The following is an 18,791-nucleotide window of genomic DNA, read 5'->3' as shown; positions in this document are numbered from 1 at the left end:
CTTTTAGGATGATTTTATGGAGTTTAAAGACTATTACAAAATACTTGGTGTTGCAGAAGATGCTGATATCAAAGAAATAAAAAAAGCCTATCGGAAGCTGGCATTAAAATACCATCCTGACATGAACCCAGAGGCTGGTGGTGATGAACAATTTAAACAAGTATCTGAGGCTTATGAGGTTCTCAAAGACAGCCAAAAGCGGGCCGAATTTGATCAATTAAGAAGTTATTCAAACTCTCAATCAGGTGGATTCGAACCGCCTCCAGGTTGGAGACCTAGAGGAGACGGCAGAGGCGGTGACGGCCATTATTCTTCACAGGATTTTTCCGACTTTTTCCGCTCAGTTTTTGGCGGTGATGGGGGTTATGGTCCGTCCACACAAACCGATGCTGATTTTTTTAAAGGACAAGATCTGAGTCTCGAAGTACCTATATTTTTAGAAGATACCCTGAGTATTGAATCTAAACAAATTGAGTACAGCATCCCGGTTATTGAGCAGGGGCAAACACGACACTTAAAACAAAAATTGAAAGTAAAAATACCCGCAGGGATCACCGACGGTGAACGGATCAGGATTAGAGGCAAAGGAGCGCCCGGCAGAAATAATGCGCCCCCAGGTGATCTCTACTTGCATATTCGATTTGTTCCACACCCATTATTTGATATTGACGGACAAAACGTAGTGTTGACTGTACCTGTTGCACCTTGGGAAGCAGCGTTAGGTACCAAAATTACGGTACCAACGTTAACAGGAAAAATATCACTCAACATACCGCCCAATAGCCAATCTGGACAAAAACTCAGGATAAAAGGTAAGGGCTTGCGTAGCAAAAGTGGATTTGGTGACATGTTAGCTATCCTAAAAGTAGTTATGCCAACTCAAACCTCAACTGAAAGCAAAGCACTATGGGAAAAACTACAACAACAACAAAAGTTTGATCCCCGTACACAATGGAGTTAACCAAAATGACTGACATTACCCTATATATTTCGATTCAAGACCTGTGTGACTCGGAGCGCATTGAACAAGCCGTTGTGGTAGATATAGTTGAATATGGCATTGCTAGCCCTATTCGAGCGGATGAAGACGAAGCCTATGTGTTTGATGTAGAAAACGCTTATTGGTTGAAAAAAGCACTTCAACTTAAAAAAGAACTTGAAATTGATTGGGTAGCAACCGCCCTGGCAATTGAATTAATGAAACAAAACGAAGTATTACGCAGAGAAAATCAAAGCTTGCAGCAAAAACTGCAGCGATTTATCTGAAGTATCACCAACCATTATTGGCTGCGTAATTTTCACGTTACCCTGGTCGTTGTGCGGCTTAATTTAAATAGTTATCCAAGATAAATATTTGTTAACTATTAACTTTGTGTGTTTCCTAGGGGAAGCTTGATCTGTATCAAAATAACTCTCAGCAAAACACATAGAGTTAAGCTATTAATCCATACAGAGAGCACGACAGTGAATACACCTAAAAATATACTCGTTGTTATAAGTGGCAAGAGAAGACGGCACGCGGCATTAGAAAGAGCTCTGGCCTTTGCCAAACATAACGATATCCATATCCATCTTTTTAACTCAATCTATGAACCAGTCATGGAGCTGACGGATGTATTGTCTAGTGAACATCGCAAAGAGATGAAAAGAGAGTATTTAGCTGATCGTCAACTGTATATGGAGTCGGTGGCAAAAGATATCACCGACCAAGGGATTGCCTGTACTATTCATGTAACTTGGCATCGTGACCTTGAAGAAGCAATAGAAACTGCGGCAACAGAACTTGCACCAGATCTAGTAATTAAACGGATCACAGATGACATTAATACCCTCAATCCTTTTGCTATGCCGATTGACCGTCATTTGTTGCGCTTCTGCCCTGCGCCTTTATTATTAGTTAAAAAATCCGTTTGGGACAATGGACCTGTATTGGCTGCAATTGACCCTACAACTTCCGATAGCGAGCATATTCAACTCAATAATAAGGTAATTGCAAGCGCGAAGATGTTGGCTAAGTTAGGCAATAGCAGTGTTCATGTGGTCAATACCTTCGAAACACCCACCCAAGTATATCCAGACGGCTTACCCGACTTTGATTACCCACAAATGAGACAGGCTACCGAGGATTTCCATAAAGATAAAATGACCACATTTTTAGCCACACATGATATTCCCAAGCAGAATATCCACCTATTGGAAACATCAGCCGAAACGGGTATAAATAAGCTGGCAGAAGAGTTGGAAGCACAGCTAGTGGTACTGGGAACTGTGGGCAGAAGTGGTATCTCAGGCGCATTTTTTGGCAATACAGTGGAGAAAGTGTTATCTCATTTGACATGCGAAGTGTTCGCCATAAAACCGGATAAGAGCAAAAAATCTTAGTAAATGAAAATAGATCGTAAAAGCAAGTGTGAAAGAAGCAATGGGTTTTCTCAGAGATCATCTACATCTGGATCCTTTCAACACAGCCTGAATGTTTGTGATCTCGGTGCCTAGTTTAATTAATTGCGCCGTTTACTTTGAAATGAAGGTAAACGGCAAGACACCCTCATTCCTGATCTATTGCTTATTTTTAGGTTCAATATGCACCATCACATCTTTGGCTGCAAAACGCTCGGCTAACAACTCCTCGATTTTATCAGCGATAACATGGGACTCTATAGTACTTGTTGTTGGGTCGACGGTTACGGTTATATCGGCCAGTATCTTTTTCCCATCAAACCGCGATCTAACTCGCAAAACACTACTAACTTCATGAATTTTAACAATTTCATCTGTGACTGCTTGGGTATCAAGCCGCTGTTGATCGACTAAAATGGGGATCGCTCTTCGAAATAAATTGAAAGCAAGATAAAAGATCACCGCGGCAATGGCGACGGCAAATACCGTGTCCAGCCAGTAATATCCATAATAAGCAAGCTGCCATCCAACAATCACTACTAACGTAGTTAGTACATCACTAAAAGTATGACTGGCATCTGCATTTAATATATCTGAATCCAGTTTTTTCGCCCAATGTTGCTCCCACAGGGTTAAGCCGATGTTAGCCACCAAAGTGAATATCATAATAAATAAACCTACAAAGCTTTGCTCAACCGGCTCACCAAAGCGTTTGATGGCATGTAGCAGTAATTCAAATGCCACTATGGTTAACAGTGAGGCGAGAAAAAAAACCGCTAACTGTTCAAACTTTCGATGGCCATATGGATGTTCGTTGTCTGGGGCCTGTTCAGCGATATTATTTGCTAACCAGGCAATACCATTATTAGCTACATCCGTTAACGAGTGCATTGCATCGGCAATGATAGCCGCAGAATTACTTATCACCCCCACGGCAAGTTTGCATAGGGTCATCAGAAGGTTAACCGCCCCTTCAATGAGCAAAACCTGCTTAACGTTCATATTAAATACAGCCTGATAAATAAAATAATAGCACCTTCCATATTGTTAAATACAATATACCACTCTGCATCTTGCGCTTTGTGAGGACAAAGATTCTCATCTCAGAGATAGTAATGTAATCCAAATCGGATTTAATCTGTATCAATTGTTGATTAAATCATGTACGACCAAAGGCTTAGCATTTAATTCTATATTAGCATTGCACACTGAACCCCCTTGTATATAATTGTACTCGAAGTTAAAAATGCAGCGGATGAAAAAGTGCGTTGCGCGTCTTAGGGATAGATTGAATATGCATGGATTGAAAGCTTTCGTTATTTCCCCTTCCAAAGCTGATATTGCAAAAAATAGACACTGTAGTTTAAGCCATTTCATCGATCTAGTAGATGCTTGCGGATTTGATTTACAAATCGGTCAATATCCCCTTTCCCCAGAAAACACCTCTGAATATGATGTGGTCTTTATTGATTCTGATGGGATGGATAAAAACACCTTTTACAAGTTGCCCATTATAAAGCATATCCACAGCACCAAAGTGGTGTTTTTTAACGCCTCGGACGACACCGAGCTGGAAATAAATGCCATAAAACTTGGTGCCTACGGACTATTCTATGCTGCCGATAAACTCGATATAGTGCTGAAGGGTATTTCGAAGATAAAAGCCGCGCAAAAATGGTTTCGCCGTTCCACTATGGAATTAGTCATCAATGAGTTGCTGAAAGATAGCAGCACTGCAGCCGAACAGGTCGACACCCGTAAAAGTGAATTTTGGCGACAATCTTTAACTAAACGTGAACAGACCATTGTCACTTATATCAGTCAAGGTGCGCAAAACAGAGAAATTGCAGATCAATTACATATCAGTGTGAATACTGTCAAAACTCACATTTACAGTATTTTCAGAAAGACCAATTGCAGAAATAGAGTAGAACTGATGTCTTGGTCACAACAGACCGCTAAAACGGCCTGTTAGATGGTGATTTAAAATGGAAAACTCGATTAAGCCCGAGCTTTCCAAACTCCTTTCTCTATGCCTTTTTCAATCAGTTCGGCAATCGCTTTTTCAATACTTTGCTGCACACATGCAAACATAGGTTCATTAGTGGTGTAGCCAGCTTCGATTTCTGCTAATCGTTTGAAACTAATATAGCGAAATAATCCAGCCCTAATTTCTTTGCTAAGCACCTTTTTACTGGTAGAAACCGATACCAGAACTTGCCCGGTTCTAACGTCTATTGCCCGCATATAAACCGATATTTGATCTTCTCGGAACAGCTCAGACGCATTAATACCAAAGTATTCAGCGCCAAAACCACCGGTTTTGATGTTGGAATCATAGCTAATGATCCCGCCTTCCAAAATAATTTTAGCTGTGGTAAGTGGCGGTAGTTCGGGACTTTCCTCCCCTTCACTATCGGCTTGATTAGCCGCCCTGACAATTTTACGCTCGGTTAAAATATTTTGTAAACCTTCACGTTCAACCGGCAAAAACCAATCTGTCTCACTCAATGTCTGCATTAATATAGAAGTGGCACCTTGGGTGACGGCGGTTGAAAACGAACTTGCACCACTACTTGGTTTATACTGACCCGTTTGATCACGAAATGCATAGACAGAAACTGGGATTTTCCCCATTGGTTTAGGTAAGGCTTTTAATTCCCTTAGTGTTGCAGAATCTTCAATTACGATAGCGGCTTCTTCAAATGGGGGGATCACGTTCGATAAAGCGCTACATCCAGATAAAACAACTAAACAAAGTATTACGGCTACTGACTTCATACTTATCCAAACCTTGGAATTTCGACGATTGTGACTTCATCGGTTATTAAATTGGTTATTTCAATCACGATACTATCTGGGTTACTGGTAATTAACCCGACTTGAAAGTCTCCGCTGACAAAGGTTGAATCATCGGCAAAAATACTTTCGATGGGATCACCGTTTTCATCATATTCAACCTCGCCAAATGCTAAATTTGTGACTTCTCGCACAATTCGATTTATATAGGCGCGCTCAAGGGATTCTTGCAGACGCTCTGCATAGGTACGGTCACTGGTAGAGGCTGTATGGGTGTTTTGACTATTCGCTTTATTTAATAAAAAGCTACCGTTGAGGGGATTACCGCCGAAACTTGGATTGATTGGCTCGTAGACTAGTTCAGTTGACTGAGCGCCGACACCAAACAGTCCAAGCGCGATGGCTAGACCCACTCTTGTTATTATTTTTTTTCTCATTTATTTACCACTCATCATCGGCTAAATCTGGATTGTTCAGCTCGATATCTGCTTGTGAAATAGCTTCAATTAGCAAAACGACTGCATTCTCAACCCGCTGTTTAATCGGTGTCTGCCTGCGCCCCATGTAGGTTTGGTAGACGATTCGATTATCGAAGTGAACTGAAAGTTTGGTGCCCGCTTTAGGAACGATTATTTCTTTGATTTGTACATTTTGACCAACTGAGCTCGGAATTTCCCGCCAATATTTACCAAACTGGTTGGCAAATTCATGCCCTTGTCGGCTAATGGTATTGTCCAGTAACAAGCCACTTAAAACGAGTTCTTCTGCATGGACTGGCGTGATTAGTAGGTAGCTAAAAAGCCAAATTATAATCTTATATTTTACTCGCATAACTCACTTCAAAAACACAATATTGAGTTATAAAAGGGGAACGCTCCCCTTTTATAACTGCCTACTTACTATTGCTGTGTAATATCAGCTACGTTGTAATCACCAATTTGTGAAACAGATATACTGCCATCAGAGCCAGTCATACTGCCTGTAACCAAATTGTCATTACCAACTTGTGACACCATTAAGCTCATGTTGTCACCGGTGATGGTCATCGCGAATTCATCTTCACCAACAACCCAGTTACCCATACCTTCTTGCGCAATGTTAATCATATTGTCTGAACCATCAATTAACAAATCAAGAATATTCAGATCACCATCCTGAACCACGTCTAAGGTATTTCTAAAGCTATCAACAGAGCCACCAACACGCACTACTATGTCGTTTTGATCACCGTCTTGGCTCATACTAATAGTATTTTCATCAGTGTAAGTACCACTTGGGCCCTCTTCACCTACACCAAGTTCAGCCAAAAGAATATTATCATCACCGTCTTGCGACAACGAAACCTCATTCTCATAACCATCAAAAATGACGGTGCTGGCAAGGTTGAAGTCCCCGTCTTGCTGTACATCTAAATCATTGTCTCCACCGACGGCACCCGCATAGGCTTCATTGAAGTCACCATTTTGGTCGATTTCAATATAGTTATCGTCACCTATCACATCAATGGTAGCTATGTTGTAGTCACCGTCTTGAGTAATTTCGGCGTTATTTCCGTCACCTTCGAAAATACCAAAACTTGCATTATTATAGTTACCCGTCAATTCAAAATCGACATCGTTGTCAGAGCCTACCATAGCGACACCGATAATATTTCTGTCGCCGTCTGATTCCAAATTAATTTCATTGTCATCACCTTCAACGAAGGAAACATTGGTAACGTTATAATAGCCTTGTTGTTCTACATCTATTTCGTTGCCATCACCATATAGGTCTCTGACGTATGACTCGTGCCATTCACCACTTTGAATAACCTCAATGGCATTGTCGTTACCTTCAATACTATTGTTAGCCCAATGGCCACCATCACCTTGATCAATTACGATAGAGTTTGCATCACCTATCACATCATTTAGTGAACGATTAGTAATGCCAAACGAGCCACCATCTCCGAGTTGGGAAATATCGACTTCATTTAGATTACCTTCAATAATTGCTTCGGCTTCGTTACCATCCCCATCTTGATAAACAGTCAGGCTGTTCTCATCACCTAAGATATTGCCTAATAAGGTATTCTCTTCACCAAATTGTTGGGTATCGGTAACGTTGCCATCACCCACAATAGTAATATCAATACCGTTTAAATCGCCTTCTTGACTAATTGAAGACACATTACCAACGGCATTTCCTTCAGGAGCAGATTGAACCAAGTTAGCTACATTACCTACCGCAGCTATCATAAAATCAGAATTTACAGCTGGATTATCGCCTTTCAGATCTGTGGTCTGTGCGGCATATGCTTGACCAGTCAAAGCTGCAAGTAGTATTGAACTGGCTATCATTGTTTTCTTAAACTTCATGCTTTTCTCCATTGAAGATCATAAATATCTTACTTCTTATATTGGGTAATATTTACAACCATTTCGTTACCAATTTGATGAACGATAAAACTTTGCTCACCTAGTTGATGAATGTTCGCCGAATTAAAATCTCCCTGTTGCATAATCTCAAAGTTATTGCTGCTACCATCTTGAACAAGATCAACGATATTACCAATACCAAGTTGAGATATGGATGCATAGTTGTCATTACCCGATTGGGTGATATTAACCAGGTTTGTTGAATTGGCTGATTGAATTACTAGTGTTGTGTTGTGTATACCGTACTGGTCGATAGTAACCACACTGGAATCAGTATTTATATCGAGAGTTCGGGCTAGACTCAAAGTCAAAGGGGAATCTACTAGGTCCGGAGATGAATCAGCGGCAAAGGCAGGAAGCGCAACAATACTCAACGAACCACTCAGCATTAATACCCTAAATAAGTTGCTACATTTTGATGTAGCTGAACTAAGTATAGGCAAAAGCTGAAAGTGGTAGTGAGTCATAATTTACTGTTCCTTAGTGCACGAAAAACAATCTCCGTAACCTCAACCAAACTGTAAACCTATTCGCCACCTAGCTGCTATAGCCCTAAAGTAGTATTTAAAAATTTCAATTTTATCAATACCTTGCACTTATGAAGTCGAAAACCTCGGCTAGACTGGTACTTTAGTACCACAAGTCGATTCAGGCTAAAAAACAAACAGGGCAAAGTCGGTCGCCAGCCTCACCCTTTAGTACCAATTTTAACCAACAGTCACTTCCGAGTTACCAAAATAGTAGTATTTTTACCCTTTTTGATAGTCAAGGGAGGTCAACATAGGGTAGGTTAATTGTGTTGTGTAAATGTTAGAAAAAAGTCTAGTTGTATCGGAGGATCTCAAACCATTGCTTAACCGTTGGTTAAGTTTACTTGTGTTTATTTAGGATTCTTAAATTATGAAAGCCAAACTTTCTGCAATAACTTTGGCGTTATTGCCTGCTCTTGCCGCGACTCATGCGGTAGCTGCTGATGCGCCTACGTATAAATCAGATTCTGTAATTGTTGTCTACAAAGATAATGCTACGCCCCGTGACCGTGTGTCTGCTCGAAGTGCTGTTAATGCACGTATAACAGATGCAAATCGAGATGAGGTGGATGATCGCTTCAAACATCTATTAAACGGGCGTATGGCTAAATTAAGTTTACGCACTACCTCTGTAAAAGACGCGTTAGAAGCCCTCAATCGCCATCCGGCAGTGCTATATGCAGAACCAAACTATATTGTAAAAGCCGATTTGATCCCAGATGATCCCCAATTTGGTAGTTTATGGGGCTTGAATAACACTGGCCAAAGTGGTGGTGTTGAGGATGCTGATATAGATGCTCCTGAAGCATGGGAAATTAGTACAGGTGATAGCAGTATTGTTGTTGGAGTAATAGATACGGGTATAGACTACACCCACGAGGATTTATCTGCCAACATGTGGATGAACCCCGGTGAAACGCCGAATGATGGCATCGATAATGATAACAATGGCTACATTGATGATATTTATGGTATCGATTCAGTCAACGGTGATTCAGATCCTATGGATGACCAATCCCATGGTTCTCACGTATCAGGTACTATAGGTGCGACGGGTAATAACGGCATCGGTGTGGTGGGCGTTAACCATCAAGTTTCTTTAGCTGGTTGTAAATTCCTTGCCGCAGATGGATTTGGTTCAACGGATGGCGCCATCGAGTGTATCAACTACTTTGTAGCCCTGAAAAATGCTGGTGTAAACATCAGAGCGCTTAACAACAGTTGGGGCGGAGGCGGCTTCAGCCAAGCACTAGAAGATTCCATAGCAGCTGCGGCAGCAGCGGATATCCTCTTTGTTGCAGCAGCAGGTAATAGCGGCGTGGATAATGACGTATCTCCTCACTATCCCTCAAGTTACGAAACTGAAAACGTATTCGCCGTCGCCAGTGTTAATCGCACTGACGGTGACTCTGGTTATTCCTATGGACTAACCTCGGTTGATATGGCTGCACCAGGTTCGGCAATCCTGTCGACTACACCGGGTAATTCCTATGCGTCCTATTCTGGAACGTCCATGGCAACCCCTCACGTTGCAGGAGCGGCAGCCTTGGTTTGGTCAATCAATCCAGATCTAACTGCTGTTGAGATGAAAGAATTGCTGATGAACTCAGGTGATGACAATGCCGTAATGTTAGGCAGAACCGTCTCGGGTAAACGTCTGAACGTCAATCAAGCCATGCTTGACGCCGATCCTACTCCAAGCTTCAGATTCTCAGTTACTCCGACGAATACTGAAATCACGGCGGGTGAATCTGCGGTTTACACCTTTGAAGTTGGTGCAATTTCAGATTGGGAAGGTGAAGTAACTTTATCATTAACCGATGCGTCTGGATTAGGTGAGTTATCCGCTACAACAGTAATGCCGGGTGATACCTTCACTCTAACGGTTAACACCGCAGATGACACACCTTACGGTGACTATGACTTTACCGTGACAGGCACTAGTGGTGAGTTGGTGAAAGAAAAATCCTTAGGTTTATATGTGTTCCCACAAGGGTTAGCTGACTTCACTTATAGCAATAACGAATCTATTCCAACCCTGCCCAATGAAGATGATCCAGATAACATAGGGATTGATTCAATTATCAACGTCCCAGATGCCTTGACCGTATTTGGTACTAGTGCATTTGTGAATATCACCCATACTTATCGTGGTGACTTAATTGTATCTCTTACCTCGCCAGCAGGTACTACAACCATACTAACTGCTAATTCTGGTGGATCTGAAGACGATATTGTTGAAACCTTTGCAACCGGCGCCTTTAATGGCCAAGTAGCAACGGGTGATTGGACCCTAAATGTTGTTGATACTTTCAATGGTGACAATGGCACGCTTAACGGTTGGGATTTAATCATTAACGGCATCGGCGATGTGCTTCCTGCAGCCCCAGTAGCTGCATTTAGCTATGAGTCTGATGGTCTGCAAGTAACCTTCACTAATGAAAGTACAGACGTGAATGGCGACATTGTAAGTCATATGTGGGACTTTGGTGATGGAACAACATCTACCGATACAAACCCAATGCATACTTTCGCCGCCACTGGTAGTTACAATGTGTCGTTAACCACTACTGATGCTGAAGGAATGTCAGATACGGTCACTGTGACAATTGATGTTTCCAGTGTTGATATTGATTTAGTGGTGGATAGAGCCTATCAATCCCGTTTCGGTAACTTACGCATTGATTTGTCTTGGTCTGGATCATCGTCTGAGACCGTAGATATTTATCGCAACGGTGTGTTACTTGAAACGGTAGAGAATAATGGTGTGTATCGCGATAGAGAGCGCCGTGTATCAGGCTCGTCATTTACCTATATGGTATGTGATGAAACTACAGCCTGTTCAGAAGAAGTAACGGTGTCGTTTTAATCGCTAAAATGATTAAGCAACATCAACCCAGTTAGTCTGATTGTCGTACTATATAAATTGATAATCGGCTAAGTGGGTAATCAAAAATAAGCGGTCCTTAAAAGGACCGCTTTTTATTGTGTCTCACGGCAGGTTGATTAGTGATAGGCTGAAGAAGCGTGGTGCCCCCACCAAATCATAGGCTGATCGTTTAAATCGCTGTGGAGCCGCCATCAACGGGTAATGCTACTCCAGTGGAAAAGCTAGCTGAATCAGAACATAGGTACATAACGGCTGCAACCACTTCATCTACCGAACCAACCCGACCGATAGGATGCATAGCGGAAATAGCCTGCTCTTTTCTAGGATCTCCGGCTAAGGCACGACGATACATGTTGGTATCAATAACGGCTGGGCACACCGCATTCACTCTAATACCTTTCTTGGCATACTCAATCGCTGCAGATTTGGTCAGCCCAATAACAGCATGCTTACTGGCACTGTAAATACTCATTTTAGGTGCCGCCCCTAAACCCGCAATAGAGGCAGTATTCACAATGGCTCCCCTGCCCGATTTGAGCATACTTTTTATCTCGTGCTGCATACACAGCCATACACCCTTTACATTAATATTCATAATATTATCAAAGTCAGCTTCAGTGCCATCGGCAAGCTTAGTGGTTTCGATATCAATGCCGGCGTTATTAAAAGCCATATCAATTGCACCAAAATTTTCACTAATAAATGTAAATAAGCGTGCGGTAGAGCCCGTATCAGTTAGATCACAACGCTGAAATACCCCTTGGCCACCTTTAGCTCGAATTTGTTCTGCAACAGTTTCACCTAGGGGATCTATGTCCGCCAGGATTACCTTTGCGCCTTGTTCGGCAAAAGCCAGTGCAGTTGCAGCGCCGATTCCGGCGGCTGCGCCGGTGATCACTACCACTTTATTATCAAATTGATGCTGTTGTTTCATTTAATCTAACCCTTGAATGCTATTTGTAATCTGCTAAATAGCGCATTAGCCTAGCAAATTGACTTTTTTAACAATACTTTTGACAGTGGATGAGGGCCCATAAGTTAAATGAATACCATTGACATAGGATCGTATTAAACGATGCGGCTTTAGAGGATGACTTACTCGATTAAGTTTAGCAACTCTGTGCAGAGCAACTATAATCATTAAGAGCCTAACAGGATAGAGCGATATTTACGCTGCAAGCACACTTATTCCTACTCAATACCTTGACCTCATAGGGTCACCCGTAGGCCAAATAACCATGAGAACATTGAACAAAGACCGCTTACTGGCATTCAATCAAGTGGCAATTTGTAAAAACTTTCACCGCGCTGCCGATAATTTATTTATCACTCAATCAGCATTGTCTCAACGTATTATCAAACTTGAGCAAGAAATTGAAACAACGTTACTGATCCGCGGTGACAAAGAGGTCACACTCACAACTGCAGGAAATATATTGCTCGGCTACGTGCGGGATATGCTCAAAATGGAAGAGGACGTGCTGGAACGTATCTCTGGCCGCCAAGATACAAAAAGCCATGGCATTATCCGCATCGCAACTTACAGCTCAATTTTGCGCTCCGCCATCATACCCGCTCTGCAAGAGCTCATTGCTAAATGTCCTGATTTGCAGGTGGAGTTTTTTTGTCGAGAAATGAGAGATCTACCAGCGATGCTACGATCCGGTGAGGCGGACTTTATTCTATTGGATTATATAAGTGATATCCCCAATTTAGTTAAAATACAGGTCGCAGAAGAAACCATTGTTCACATTCAACACACAGATCACCAGGGCCAAGACCAGCCTTTTCTAGATCATGATGAGAAGGACATGACCACCTATCATTTCTTTCAGCAACAGGCACAACCGAATGTGTGTCTACATCGCTGCTTTTATGACAATATTTACGGCATCATTGACGGAGTTAAAATGCAGTTAGGTCAAGCGGTGGTATCTCATCATCTGATATCAGACATCCCTGAAATAGCCATTATCGAACATCCTAATCAGGTTACCAATCCAGTTGTTATCTATTATCTCGAAGGACAGTACCTCAGTCATCTGCAACAAAAAGTACTTAAATCGATAGTTTCCAATACTCAACACTTCCTCAACAAATCCTCTGTATGCGCTGATTTATAATGCAAAATTGTACCCATAAATAAATTATGTTGCTTTGCATAACATCTCATCACAACGGCTGATTAATTTAGCTAATGGGCTGATTAAATTATTCCATTTCACAAGCGTACTTCGGCAGCGTTAATGTACATCTGTGGTTTACAGACGGAGTCTTGAACCACTACTGAGAAATTGGATCTCAGTATAATATTTGAGCAAGGATAATTATTATGAGTTTATTTAGTAAAATTAAAAGGATAGCTAATAAAGCTAAACATACCGCAACTGGCATTGGTCGAACAGCGGCAAGACGGGCATCTAGCACGGCTCAAAAACACGGAAGAAAACTCCTAAAAAGAGCAGTCATCGCTGGCGTCGCTTCCGGGGGAACGGCCTTTGGCGGACCTATAGCAGGCGCGACTTTGGCCAAGCTAACCCGAGGAGTATTGTGATGACTGATCTTACCAATAATGAAATTGACGAAGTAATGACAGGTATTGGCATGCGTGTCGCAAATCAAGTGGTTGGCAAATCATTGCAGGATGACGATGTGGATGATTTACTTGTCAGTGCCTTACAAAAAGCCAGTGAACCGCAACTTTACGAAGCAGTCGACAACATGATTGATTTGTTGTCAATCTCAGAAATCTTAAACCAAGCTCTGTCTAACGATAGAAAGCTGGACGATCAAGAGCTAGCAGAATTTAAGGAATACCTCTGCGAGCTTGAAAGTGATACCAAATCGCTGATGAAGTCACTTTTAAATTAGTCCCTATCAGGCAATAATTTTGTTGGCTAATCGCAAAAGGTAAGACATTTTTGTAAAGGTGTCAGGCCTTGACTTAGCCAACTTATTCAACGGTTTTTAGTCAAGAAAGGAAGCTTATTATGAGTCATATATTTAGCCAAGATGCCGTAATCGAACTCGGAAAGCAATATCAAACCCAAGTTGCCCCGACCTCCAGAGGGGGATGCATGAAAGCAGTATATATTGGGTTAGGCGCGCTTTTCGGTGAAGATTTTGGATTTAAAGGGCCATTCCATAAATCATTTTTTAGACGGGCAAGACGAAAGGAAATCCAAAGAGGTATAAAAGAAGGTCATCTTAACACCATCGACCGAGTATTTAGAGCACTTGTCCATGAAGGCGTTGTCTTCCAAGAGATGATATTCCGACCAACAAAACACGGGCAGTGGCAAACGGAAGATGGCTCGCAAGTGGATGGAATTGAGCAGGCTCTGCAGCAAAAGGTCAAGAGTTTAGCCGATGGCTCTCACTTCTTTGGAGGAGCAATTAGCGGTGCCATCCATTCTATTTTGCTCAGAGTGGATAAATCAGGCGATGAGGTCTGTATCTATTGGATGGATCAGTTTTCCGACGGATACACTGCCGTCAGACGTCGGGCATTCGTCGATAACCCTAACGTAACTGGGAAATTGGACAGGACCATACGAAAATTCGGCAAAAATAGTACACGGCTCTGGTTATTAAACCCGCTAGGGGCTATCGATGTGGGAGTCGAAATTGATACCGATGGTGATGGTGTCAACGACATGTCTGTACCAGCAGTTGAAAAATCCTAATAGCTCGGCTATTCAAGCAGTTGCATTAAAATATCGCTCGACATCATTTGCCCCATTCAAATGAACGAGCCAAAAACAAAAAAGCCGATAAGGTAACTTATCGGCTTAATCGTATATGGTTGCGGGAGCAGGATTTGAACCTACGACCTAAGATCGAAGAGGTCAAGCAATTAAATGACGTAAGCTATCTGGTGTCTATTATAAGCCGTGTCAACAAGGTCTTTAATCGCACTAATGCAGCTTGCATGGAGCAAATCTTAATTAGACTTACGCAAGATCATTTAGCCGGTCGCTTAGTATAAACTGTGCTTACAGCAGGCAGATAAAATGTGACTAGAAAATCAGGCCCCTGATTTTCGAATCCAAGTGATCCGTTATATTTAGTCGCGATGGCATTCACAATCGACAAACCCAACCCCGCACCTTGCCTCTCTCCTTTGCGCCAGAAGCGGGAAGTCAAATGGGGTATATCTTCTTGATTAACGTTTCCAGTATTTCTCACCTCTATTTTGAGTCCCTGCAATGTGGACTGAGCCGATAAGGTGACCACAGAGTCTGGAACACTGTATTTCAACGCGTTCTCCAGTACATTTCGACAAACAATTGCGATCAAAGGTTTAGGGACGAACTTTATTTCACAATCTGCAGTGACCTGATAGCTTATCTGATGTGTTTCTACACATACTTCCCGTTCCAAATCAATAATCATTTTCCCCAGTGACCAAGATGTAGCAGGTATTAAAACCTGATCTGAATCGACTCTTGCCAACGCCAATAGATTATCTAAGATGCTATGCAGACGATGAGCACTTTTGTGAGCTTGTTTCAGGGCCTTTGCCTGCGCAGTGCCCGTTGATAGTTCTGCTAGCTGGATTTGAGATAAGATCCCAGCTAGCGGAGTTCTAAGTTCGTGGGCTGCACTATTGGTAAACTGTTGTTCTCGTTGCATTCCTTCAGACAAACGCTTCAGTAAAGCGTTCTGGCTGGCAACTAATGGTTGCAATTCTGGCGAAGGTTTATCCAGTTCCACAGGAGACAAGTCATCACTTCCGCGTCTTTCCACTGCAAAAACCAGATTTTTAATCGGCAACAGCCCCCGTCCAACCGCGATCCAAAGTAGCGCTAAAGATGCCAATAGGGCAATAACCGGAGGTAAAAGTGTACTTTTTAACAAATTAAAATGGAGGGACTCTCTCTCACTAATGCTATCTGCGATGGTAATAATGAATTTGTCAGTCTGTAGAGCAAAAGTACGCCATTGAGAATTCTCAGAACTTATCAATGAAAAGCCTTCGTTAATCTCTGTGGTTGCCAGCCGCATTTCGGTATTACTGCTGGCTAAAACGGAGCCGTAGAGGGAACTGATTTGACAAGACAACCCCTTAGCATTGCCGAATTCATTCCCCTGCAATAAGGACGGAATAGTTTTTCCTAATGCATTTTCTGGGACTGTCGCTAATAGATTACTGAGCATAGAAGCCGTAGATTGCAAACGTTGGTCTAATGCGGTGTCCAACTCGCTACGTAAGCCGGCCACCAACCAAATACTCGATACCAACCAAAAGCCAAGAAAAACCGCGGCGACCAAAAGGGTAAGACGTAAACGTAAACTCATAGGGGAGCCGATTCCATTTTACCCAATCGAAATCCAATCCCTCTTATGGTTTCAACTGCTTGGGATCCTAACTTTCTACGCAAATTATAAATGTGCACGTTCAAAGCATTACTCGCTACATCGTCTGAGACGCCATACAACACATCTTTAAGTTGACCTTCGGTAAGAATTCGCTGGGGATTATTCAAAAAAGTAGCAAGTAGTAAATCTTCGTTGCGGGATAAGGAGACCTGGATGCCGTTGAACATGGCGCTGTGTTTTTCCACATCGTAATTTAGCAAACCATGCTGAATAGAATTTGACAAACGATTTGCTGCTCGGCGCTGCAAACTAATTAAGCGCGCAAATAATTCTCGAAGATCAAAGGGTTTTAACAGGTAGTCATCAGCACCTTTTTGTAAGCCGGCTACCTTAGATTCGATTGAGTCCCTAGCGGTAAGTATTAACACAGGTAACGAATATTTTTGCTTACGTAACCACAGCAGCCAATCTATCCCATCGCCATCGGGTAGATAAAGGTCGAGTATGCACATATCAAAATGACTGCTTTTTATAAAGGTCCCTGCCGCATTCAAGGTACTTACGTGATCAACTGCCATTCCCTCAGTGGTTAAATATGTAACAATTGCATCGGCAATTACCTCATCGTCTTCGACTAACAAAATATGCACAGGCTGAACTCTTTTTATACTAGGTTACGCTGCCCAAAGGATACCTTGGGTTGCGCCCTTTGAACAAGGGCTAATCGGCCACATAGGGAAGCCGTAAAAATTTTTTCTATTCTTCATATAGACTTAATCTGATTACTTCAAACTGCGCCAATCAATTGCATAGAAAAGATAAAAGTCAGTCATGTTAAGTATTTCATTCGGGCCAATTGCGGTGTCAGTATCGCTGTTAATAACCACTGTCGGTATCATCATATTCTGGATCTTGTCTCACTGGTTACTACACAACAAACCACCGCACGCACAGGCACTGAATGGAATTTTCAAAGCAGTAGTGGCTGGTTTTATAATTGCTCGAATTGGGTTCATAATTAAGTTGTGGCCAGCTTATCAAGAGCAGTGGTGGCAGATTGTGAATGTTCGCGACGGCGGATTTATACCCTACTACGGTTGGCTTGCAGGAATAGTGGTATTAATTGCCTCGTCCCGGGGTAAAAAAGCCATATCCAAAACCTATCTGCAAGCTAGCATTAGTGCGTTGTGTGTGATCCTTCCATTAAAAATTGCCGTGCATTGGTATAGCTCTGACGTAACAATCCCACAGATCCCAGTGCGTGAAAAAAACGGCACTTTAGTCAATTTACAAACTTATATCGGTAAACCAATAGTAATTAACTATTGGGCGTCTTGGTGTCCTCCTTGCCGCAGGGAAATGCCGGTTTTGCAGGCTGCACAGAAACACCATTCATCTATGTCGTTTTTGTTCATTAATCAGGGCGAAGATCACATAGCGGCCGAGCGCTTTCTTGCGTCAGAAGACTTGCATTTGAACAATATTTTTTATGACCCAGCTAGTCAGTTGAGTCGCGCATCCGGCGCGGCTGGTTTGCCAACGACTCTGTTCTTCGACGCTTCAGGGAAGTTGATAGCCAGCCACATGGGCGAGTTATCGAATGCTAGCCTTTCCCATTATCTACAGCTATTCAAAGCAAATGAGAGCCTAACAAAGGAAAAGCCATGAAATATTTACGATTAGTTACCCTTATACTATTTACTAATACCGCGATCGCAGGAATAGATGATTTACCTGCCCCCCTTAAATTACTGACTCAGCAAGGCGTTGAAATCGTTGATCAGTTCGATGCCCCGTCCGGTGTAATGGGCTATATAGCAGACTTTAGAGGTCAAGCTATGACCCTTTACGTCACTGCTGATAAGAAATATTTATTCACAGGTGCGATGCTTGATGCAACGGGCATTAATCTAGGTGAGCAGGCACTACAAGCCTACATTACTGGCCCTAAGAGTGACAAAGAGTGGAAACAGCTTGAGTCCAGTCACTGGATTGCAGATGGCTCAGAAGCGGCAGAGCGCATAGTTTACACATTTACCGATCCTAACTGTCCCTACTGCAAAAAATTCTGGCAAAGCGCCCGTCCTTGGGTCGCCTCAGGTCAAGTTCAAATCCGCCATATTCTGGTCGGTATCTTGTCCGCAGACAGTCATGGGAAAGCGGCCGCGATATTCACTGCCGACGATCCCTCTGCCATATTGGGCCAGCATGAAGCTGGAAATTTAGACCCTGAGCTTAAACCTTTGCAGAATGCTTCTGCCGAGGTACTCAATAAGTTAACGGAAAATAGGCAAACTATGCAGGATTTCGGTGTCAGCGCCACACCCGCCACCTTTTACCGTAGCGCCTCAGGTGCCGTCAAGCAACAGATGGGCCTCCCTACACAATCTGTATTAAGCCAAATATTTGGGCCTGTGATGCAACGCTAACATG

At 42.5% G+C, this 18,791-nt stretch carries 20 protein-coding genes; 11 read left to right on the top strand and 9 right to left on the bottom strand.

Translation table 11 applies throughout. The features are described 5' to 3' along the window. The first annotated feature begins 16 nt into the window (after nt 1-16). The 3 genes from QR722_RS07025 (at nt 17) to uspE (ending at nt 2,382) form a co-directional block, all read left to right on the top strand. The gene (locus QR722_RS07025; RefSeq protein ID WP_286286570.1) at nt 17-961 is read left to right on the top strand and encodes a DnaJ C-terminal domain-containing protein; all 945 of its coding nucleotides are present in this window, start codon (nt 17-19) and stop codon (nt 959-961) included. A gap of 5 nt (nt 962-966) precedes the next feature. Further along, nucleotides 967-1,266: a chaperone modulator CbpM gene (locus tag QR722_RS07020; protein WP_286286567.1), complete on the top strand. Its 300-nt coding sequence runs from the start codon at nt 967-969 to the stop codon at nt 1,264-1,266. Nucleotides 1,267-1,464: 198 nt separating this feature from the next. Further along, nucleotides 1,465-2,382, top strand: a complete 918-nt coding sequence (gene uspE, locus QR722_RS07015) for a universal stress protein UspE (protein ID WP_286286565.1) — start codon at nt 1,465-1,467, stop codon at nt 2,380-2,382. Between the two features lie 177 nt (nt 2,383-2,559). Here uspE and QR722_RS07010 read toward each other — a convergent pair whose 3' ends face one another. Continuing rightward, a complete protein-coding gene (locus QR722_RS07010; RefSeq protein ID WP_286286564.1) occupies nt 2,560-3,402 on the bottom strand; it encodes a cation diffusion facilitator family transporter in 843 nt (280 codons plus the stop codon). Nucleotides 3,403-3,694: 292 nt separating this feature from the next. On the opposite strand from QR722_RS07010, the gene QR722_RS07005 reads away from it, so the two are divergent. Further along, nucleotides 3,695-4,375: a response regulator transcription factor gene (locus QR722_RS07005; RefSeq protein ID WP_286286562.1), complete on the top strand. Its 681-nt coding sequence runs from the start codon at nt 3,695-3,697 to the stop codon at nt 4,373-4,375. 26 nt (nt 4,376-4,401) lie between these two features. On the opposite strand, the gene QR722_RS07000 is transcribed toward QR722_RS07005, so the two are convergent. The 5 genes from QR722_RS07000 to QR722_RS06980 all read right to left on the bottom strand — a co-directional run bounded on the left by QR722_RS07000 (nt 4,402) and on the right by QR722_RS06980 (nt 8,005). Continuing rightward, complete coding sequence (locus QR722_RS07000) at nt 4,402-5,181, bottom strand: CsgG/HfaB family protein (RefSeq protein ID WP_286286560.1); 780 nt, start codon at nt 5,179-5,181, stop codon at nt 4,402-4,404. Between the two features lie 2 nt (nt 5,182-5,183). Further along, entirely contained in the window at nt 5,184-5,636 is a 453-nt protein-coding gene (locus tag QR722_RS06995) for a curli assembly protein CsgF (protein ID WP_286286558.1), read from the bottom strand. Nucleotides 5,637-5,640: 4 nt separating this feature from the next. After that, on the bottom strand, nt 5,641-6,030 hold the full coding sequence (locus QR722_RS06990) for a CsgE family curli-type amyloid fiber assembly protein (protein WP_286286557.1): 390 nt from the start codon (nt 6,028-6,030) through the stop codon (nt 5,641-5,643). Nucleotides 6,031-6,098: 68 nt separating this feature from the next. Next, the gene (locus tag QR722_RS06985; RefSeq protein WP_286286554.1) at nt 6,099-7,556 is read right to left on the bottom strand and encodes a curlin; all 1,458 of its coding nucleotides are present in this window, start codon (nt 7,554-7,556) and stop codon (nt 6,099-6,101) included. Nucleotides 7,557-7,585: 29 nt separating this feature from the next. Further along, nucleotides 7,586-8,005: a curlin subunit CsgB gene (locus tag QR722_RS06980; protein ID WP_286286551.1), complete on the bottom strand. Its 420-nt coding sequence runs from the start codon at nt 8,003-8,005 to the stop codon at nt 7,586-7,588. Between the two features lie 511 nt (nt 8,006-8,516). Here QR722_RS06980 and QR722_RS06975 point away from each other — a divergent pair. Then, nucleotides 8,517-11,015: a S8 family serine peptidase gene (locus QR722_RS06975; RefSeq protein ID WP_286286549.1), complete on the top strand. Its 2,499-nt coding sequence runs from the start codon at nt 8,517-8,519 to the stop codon at nt 11,013-11,015. Nucleotides 11,016-11,205: 190 nt separating this feature from the next. Here QR722_RS06975 and QR722_RS06970 read toward each other — a convergent pair whose 3' ends face one another. Then, on the bottom strand, nt 11,206-11,970 hold the full coding sequence (locus QR722_RS06970) for an SDR family oxidoreductase (RefSeq protein ID WP_286286547.1): 765 nt from the start codon (nt 11,968-11,970) through the stop codon (nt 11,206-11,208). Between the two features lie 304 nt (nt 11,971-12,274). On the opposite strand from QR722_RS06970, the gene QR722_RS06965 reads away from it, so the two are divergent. From QR722_RS06965 to QR722_RS06950, 4 genes are all read left to right on the top strand, one after another. Further along, on the top strand, nt 12,275-13,159 hold the full coding sequence (locus tag QR722_RS06965; RefSeq protein WP_286286545.1) for a LysR family transcriptional regulator: 885 nt from the start codon (nt 12,275-12,277) through the stop codon (nt 13,157-13,159). Between the two features lie 209 nt (nt 13,160-13,368). Next, nucleotides 13,369-13,590: a hypothetical protein gene (locus QR722_RS06960; RefSeq protein WP_286286543.1), complete on the top strand. Its 222-nt coding sequence runs from the start codon at nt 13,369-13,371 to the stop codon at nt 13,588-13,590. Continuing rightward, nucleotides 13,590-13,907, top strand: coding sequence for a hypothetical protein (locus QR722_RS06955; protein ID WP_286286541.1), 318 nt, complete (start codon nt 13,590-13,592; stop codon nt 13,905-13,907). Before QR722_RS06960 ends, QR722_RS06955 begins: the two co-directional genes overlap by 1 nt. Before the next feature lie 119 nt (nt 13,908-14,026). Next, entirely contained in the window at nt 14,027-14,722 is a 696-nt protein-coding gene (locus QR722_RS06950; protein WP_286286539.1) for a hypothetical protein, read from the top strand. A 277-nt stretch (nt 14,723-14,999) separates the two neighbouring features. Here the strand turns inward: QR722_RS06950 and QR722_RS06945 are convergent, their stop codons facing one another. Both QR722_RS06945 and QR722_RS06940 read right to left on the bottom strand, forming a co-directional pair. Beyond that, on the bottom strand, nt 15,000-16,337 hold the full coding sequence (locus QR722_RS06945; RefSeq protein ID WP_286286537.1) for a sensor histidine kinase: 1,338 nt from the start codon (nt 16,335-16,337) through the stop codon (nt 15,000-15,002). Further along, entirely contained in the window at nt 16,334-17,008 is a 675-nt protein-coding gene (locus QR722_RS06940; RefSeq protein WP_286286536.1) for a response regulator, read from the bottom strand. Before QR722_RS06940 ends, QR722_RS06945 begins: the two co-directional genes overlap by 4 nt. A 181-nt stretch (nt 17,009-17,189) precedes the next feature. On the opposite strand from QR722_RS06940, the gene QR722_RS06935 reads away from it, so the two are divergent. Continuing rightward, nucleotides 17,190-18,026: a TlpA disulfide reductase family protein gene (locus QR722_RS06935; RefSeq protein ID WP_286286533.1), complete on the top strand. Its 837-nt coding sequence runs from the start codon at nt 17,190-17,192 to the stop codon at nt 18,024-18,026. Further along, complete coding sequence (gene dsbG, locus QR722_RS06930) at nt 18,023-18,787, top strand: thiol:disulfide interchange protein DsbG (protein ID WP_286286530.1); 765 nt, start codon at nt 18,023-18,025, stop codon at nt 18,785-18,787. Before QR722_RS06935 ends, dsbG begins: the two co-directional genes overlap by 4 nt. Nucleotides 18,788-18,791: the final 4 nt, after the last annotated feature.

The sequence above is a fragment of the Aliiglaciecola sp. LCG003 genome (assembly GCF_030316135.1).
Taxonomy (GTDB): domain Bacteria; phylum Pseudomonadota; class Gammaproteobacteria; order Enterobacterales; family Alteromonadaceae; genus Aliiglaciecola.
The sequence above is the reverse complement of the archived record's forward strand: the minus strand, read 5'-3'. Positions and strand labels throughout refer to the sequence as shown.

Bases quoted from the DNA above. Each gene is read 5' to 3' on its own strand.
- QR722_RS07025 (WP_286286570.1), top strand. From the start codon at position 17: ATGGAGTTTAAAGACTATTACAAAATACTTGGTGTTGCAGAAGATGCT.
- QR722_RS07020 (WP_286286567.1), top strand. From the start codon at position 967: ATGACTGACATTACCCTATATATTTCGATTCAAGACCTGTGTGACTCG.
- QR722_RS07010 (WP_286286564.1), bottom strand. From the start codon at position 3,402: ATGAACGTTAAGCAGGTTTTGCTCATTGAAGGGGCGGTTAACCTTCTG.
- QR722_RS07005 (WP_286286562.1), top strand. From the start codon at position 3,695: ATGCATGGATTGAAAGCTTTCGTTATTTCCCCTTCCAAAGCTGATATT.
- QR722_RS07000 (WP_286286560.1), bottom strand. From the start codon at position 5,181: ATGAAGTCAGTAGCCGTAATACTTTGTTTAGTTGTTTTATCTGGATGT.
- QR722_RS06995 (WP_286286558.1), bottom strand. From the start codon at position 5,636: ATGAGAAAAAAAATAATAACAAGAGTGGGTCTAGCCATCGCGCTTGGA.
- QR722_RS06990 (WP_286286557.1), bottom strand. From the start codon at position 6,030: ATGCGAGTAAAATATAAGATTATAATTTGGCTTTTTAGCTACCTACTA.
- QR722_RS06985 (WP_286286554.1), bottom strand. From the start codon at position 7,556: ATGAAGTTTAAGAAAACAATGATAGCCAGTTCAATACTACTTGCAGCT.
- QR722_RS06980 (WP_286286551.1), bottom strand. From the start codon at position 8,005: ATGCTGAGTGGTTCGTTGAGTATTGTTGCGCTTCCTGCCTTTGCCGCT.
- QR722_RS06975 (WP_286286549.1), top strand. From the start codon at position 8,517: ATGAAAGCCAAACTTTCTGCAATAACTTTGGCGTTATTGCCTGCTCTT.
- QR722_RS06970 (WP_286286547.1), bottom strand. From the start codon at position 11,970: ATGAAACAACAGCATCAATTTGATAATAAAGTGGTAGTGATCACCGGC.
- QR722_RS06965 (WP_286286545.1), top strand. From the start codon at position 12,275: ATGAGAACATTGAACAAAGACCGCTTACTGGCATTCAATCAAGTGGCA.
- QR722_RS06960 (WP_286286543.1), top strand. From the start codon at position 13,369: ATGAGTTTATTTAGTAAAATTAAAAGGATAGCTAATAAAGCTAAACAT.
- QR722_RS06955 (WP_286286541.1), top strand. From the start codon at position 13,590: ATGACTGATCTTACCAATAATGAAATTGACGAAGTAATGACAGGTATT.
- QR722_RS06950 (WP_286286539.1), top strand. From the start codon at position 14,027: ATGAGTCATATATTTAGCCAAGATGCCGTAATCGAACTCGGAAAGCAA.
- QR722_RS06945 (WP_286286537.1), bottom strand. From the start codon at position 16,337: ATGAGTTTACGTTTACGTCTTACCCTTTTGGTCGCCGCGGTTTTTCTT.
- QR722_RS06935 (WP_286286533.1), top strand. From the start codon at position 17,190: ATGTTAAGTATTTCATTCGGGCCAATTGCGGTGTCAGTATCGCTGTTA.
- dsbG (WP_286286530.1), top strand. From the start codon at position 18,023: ATGAAATATTTACGATTAGTTACCCTTATACTATTTACTAATACCGCG.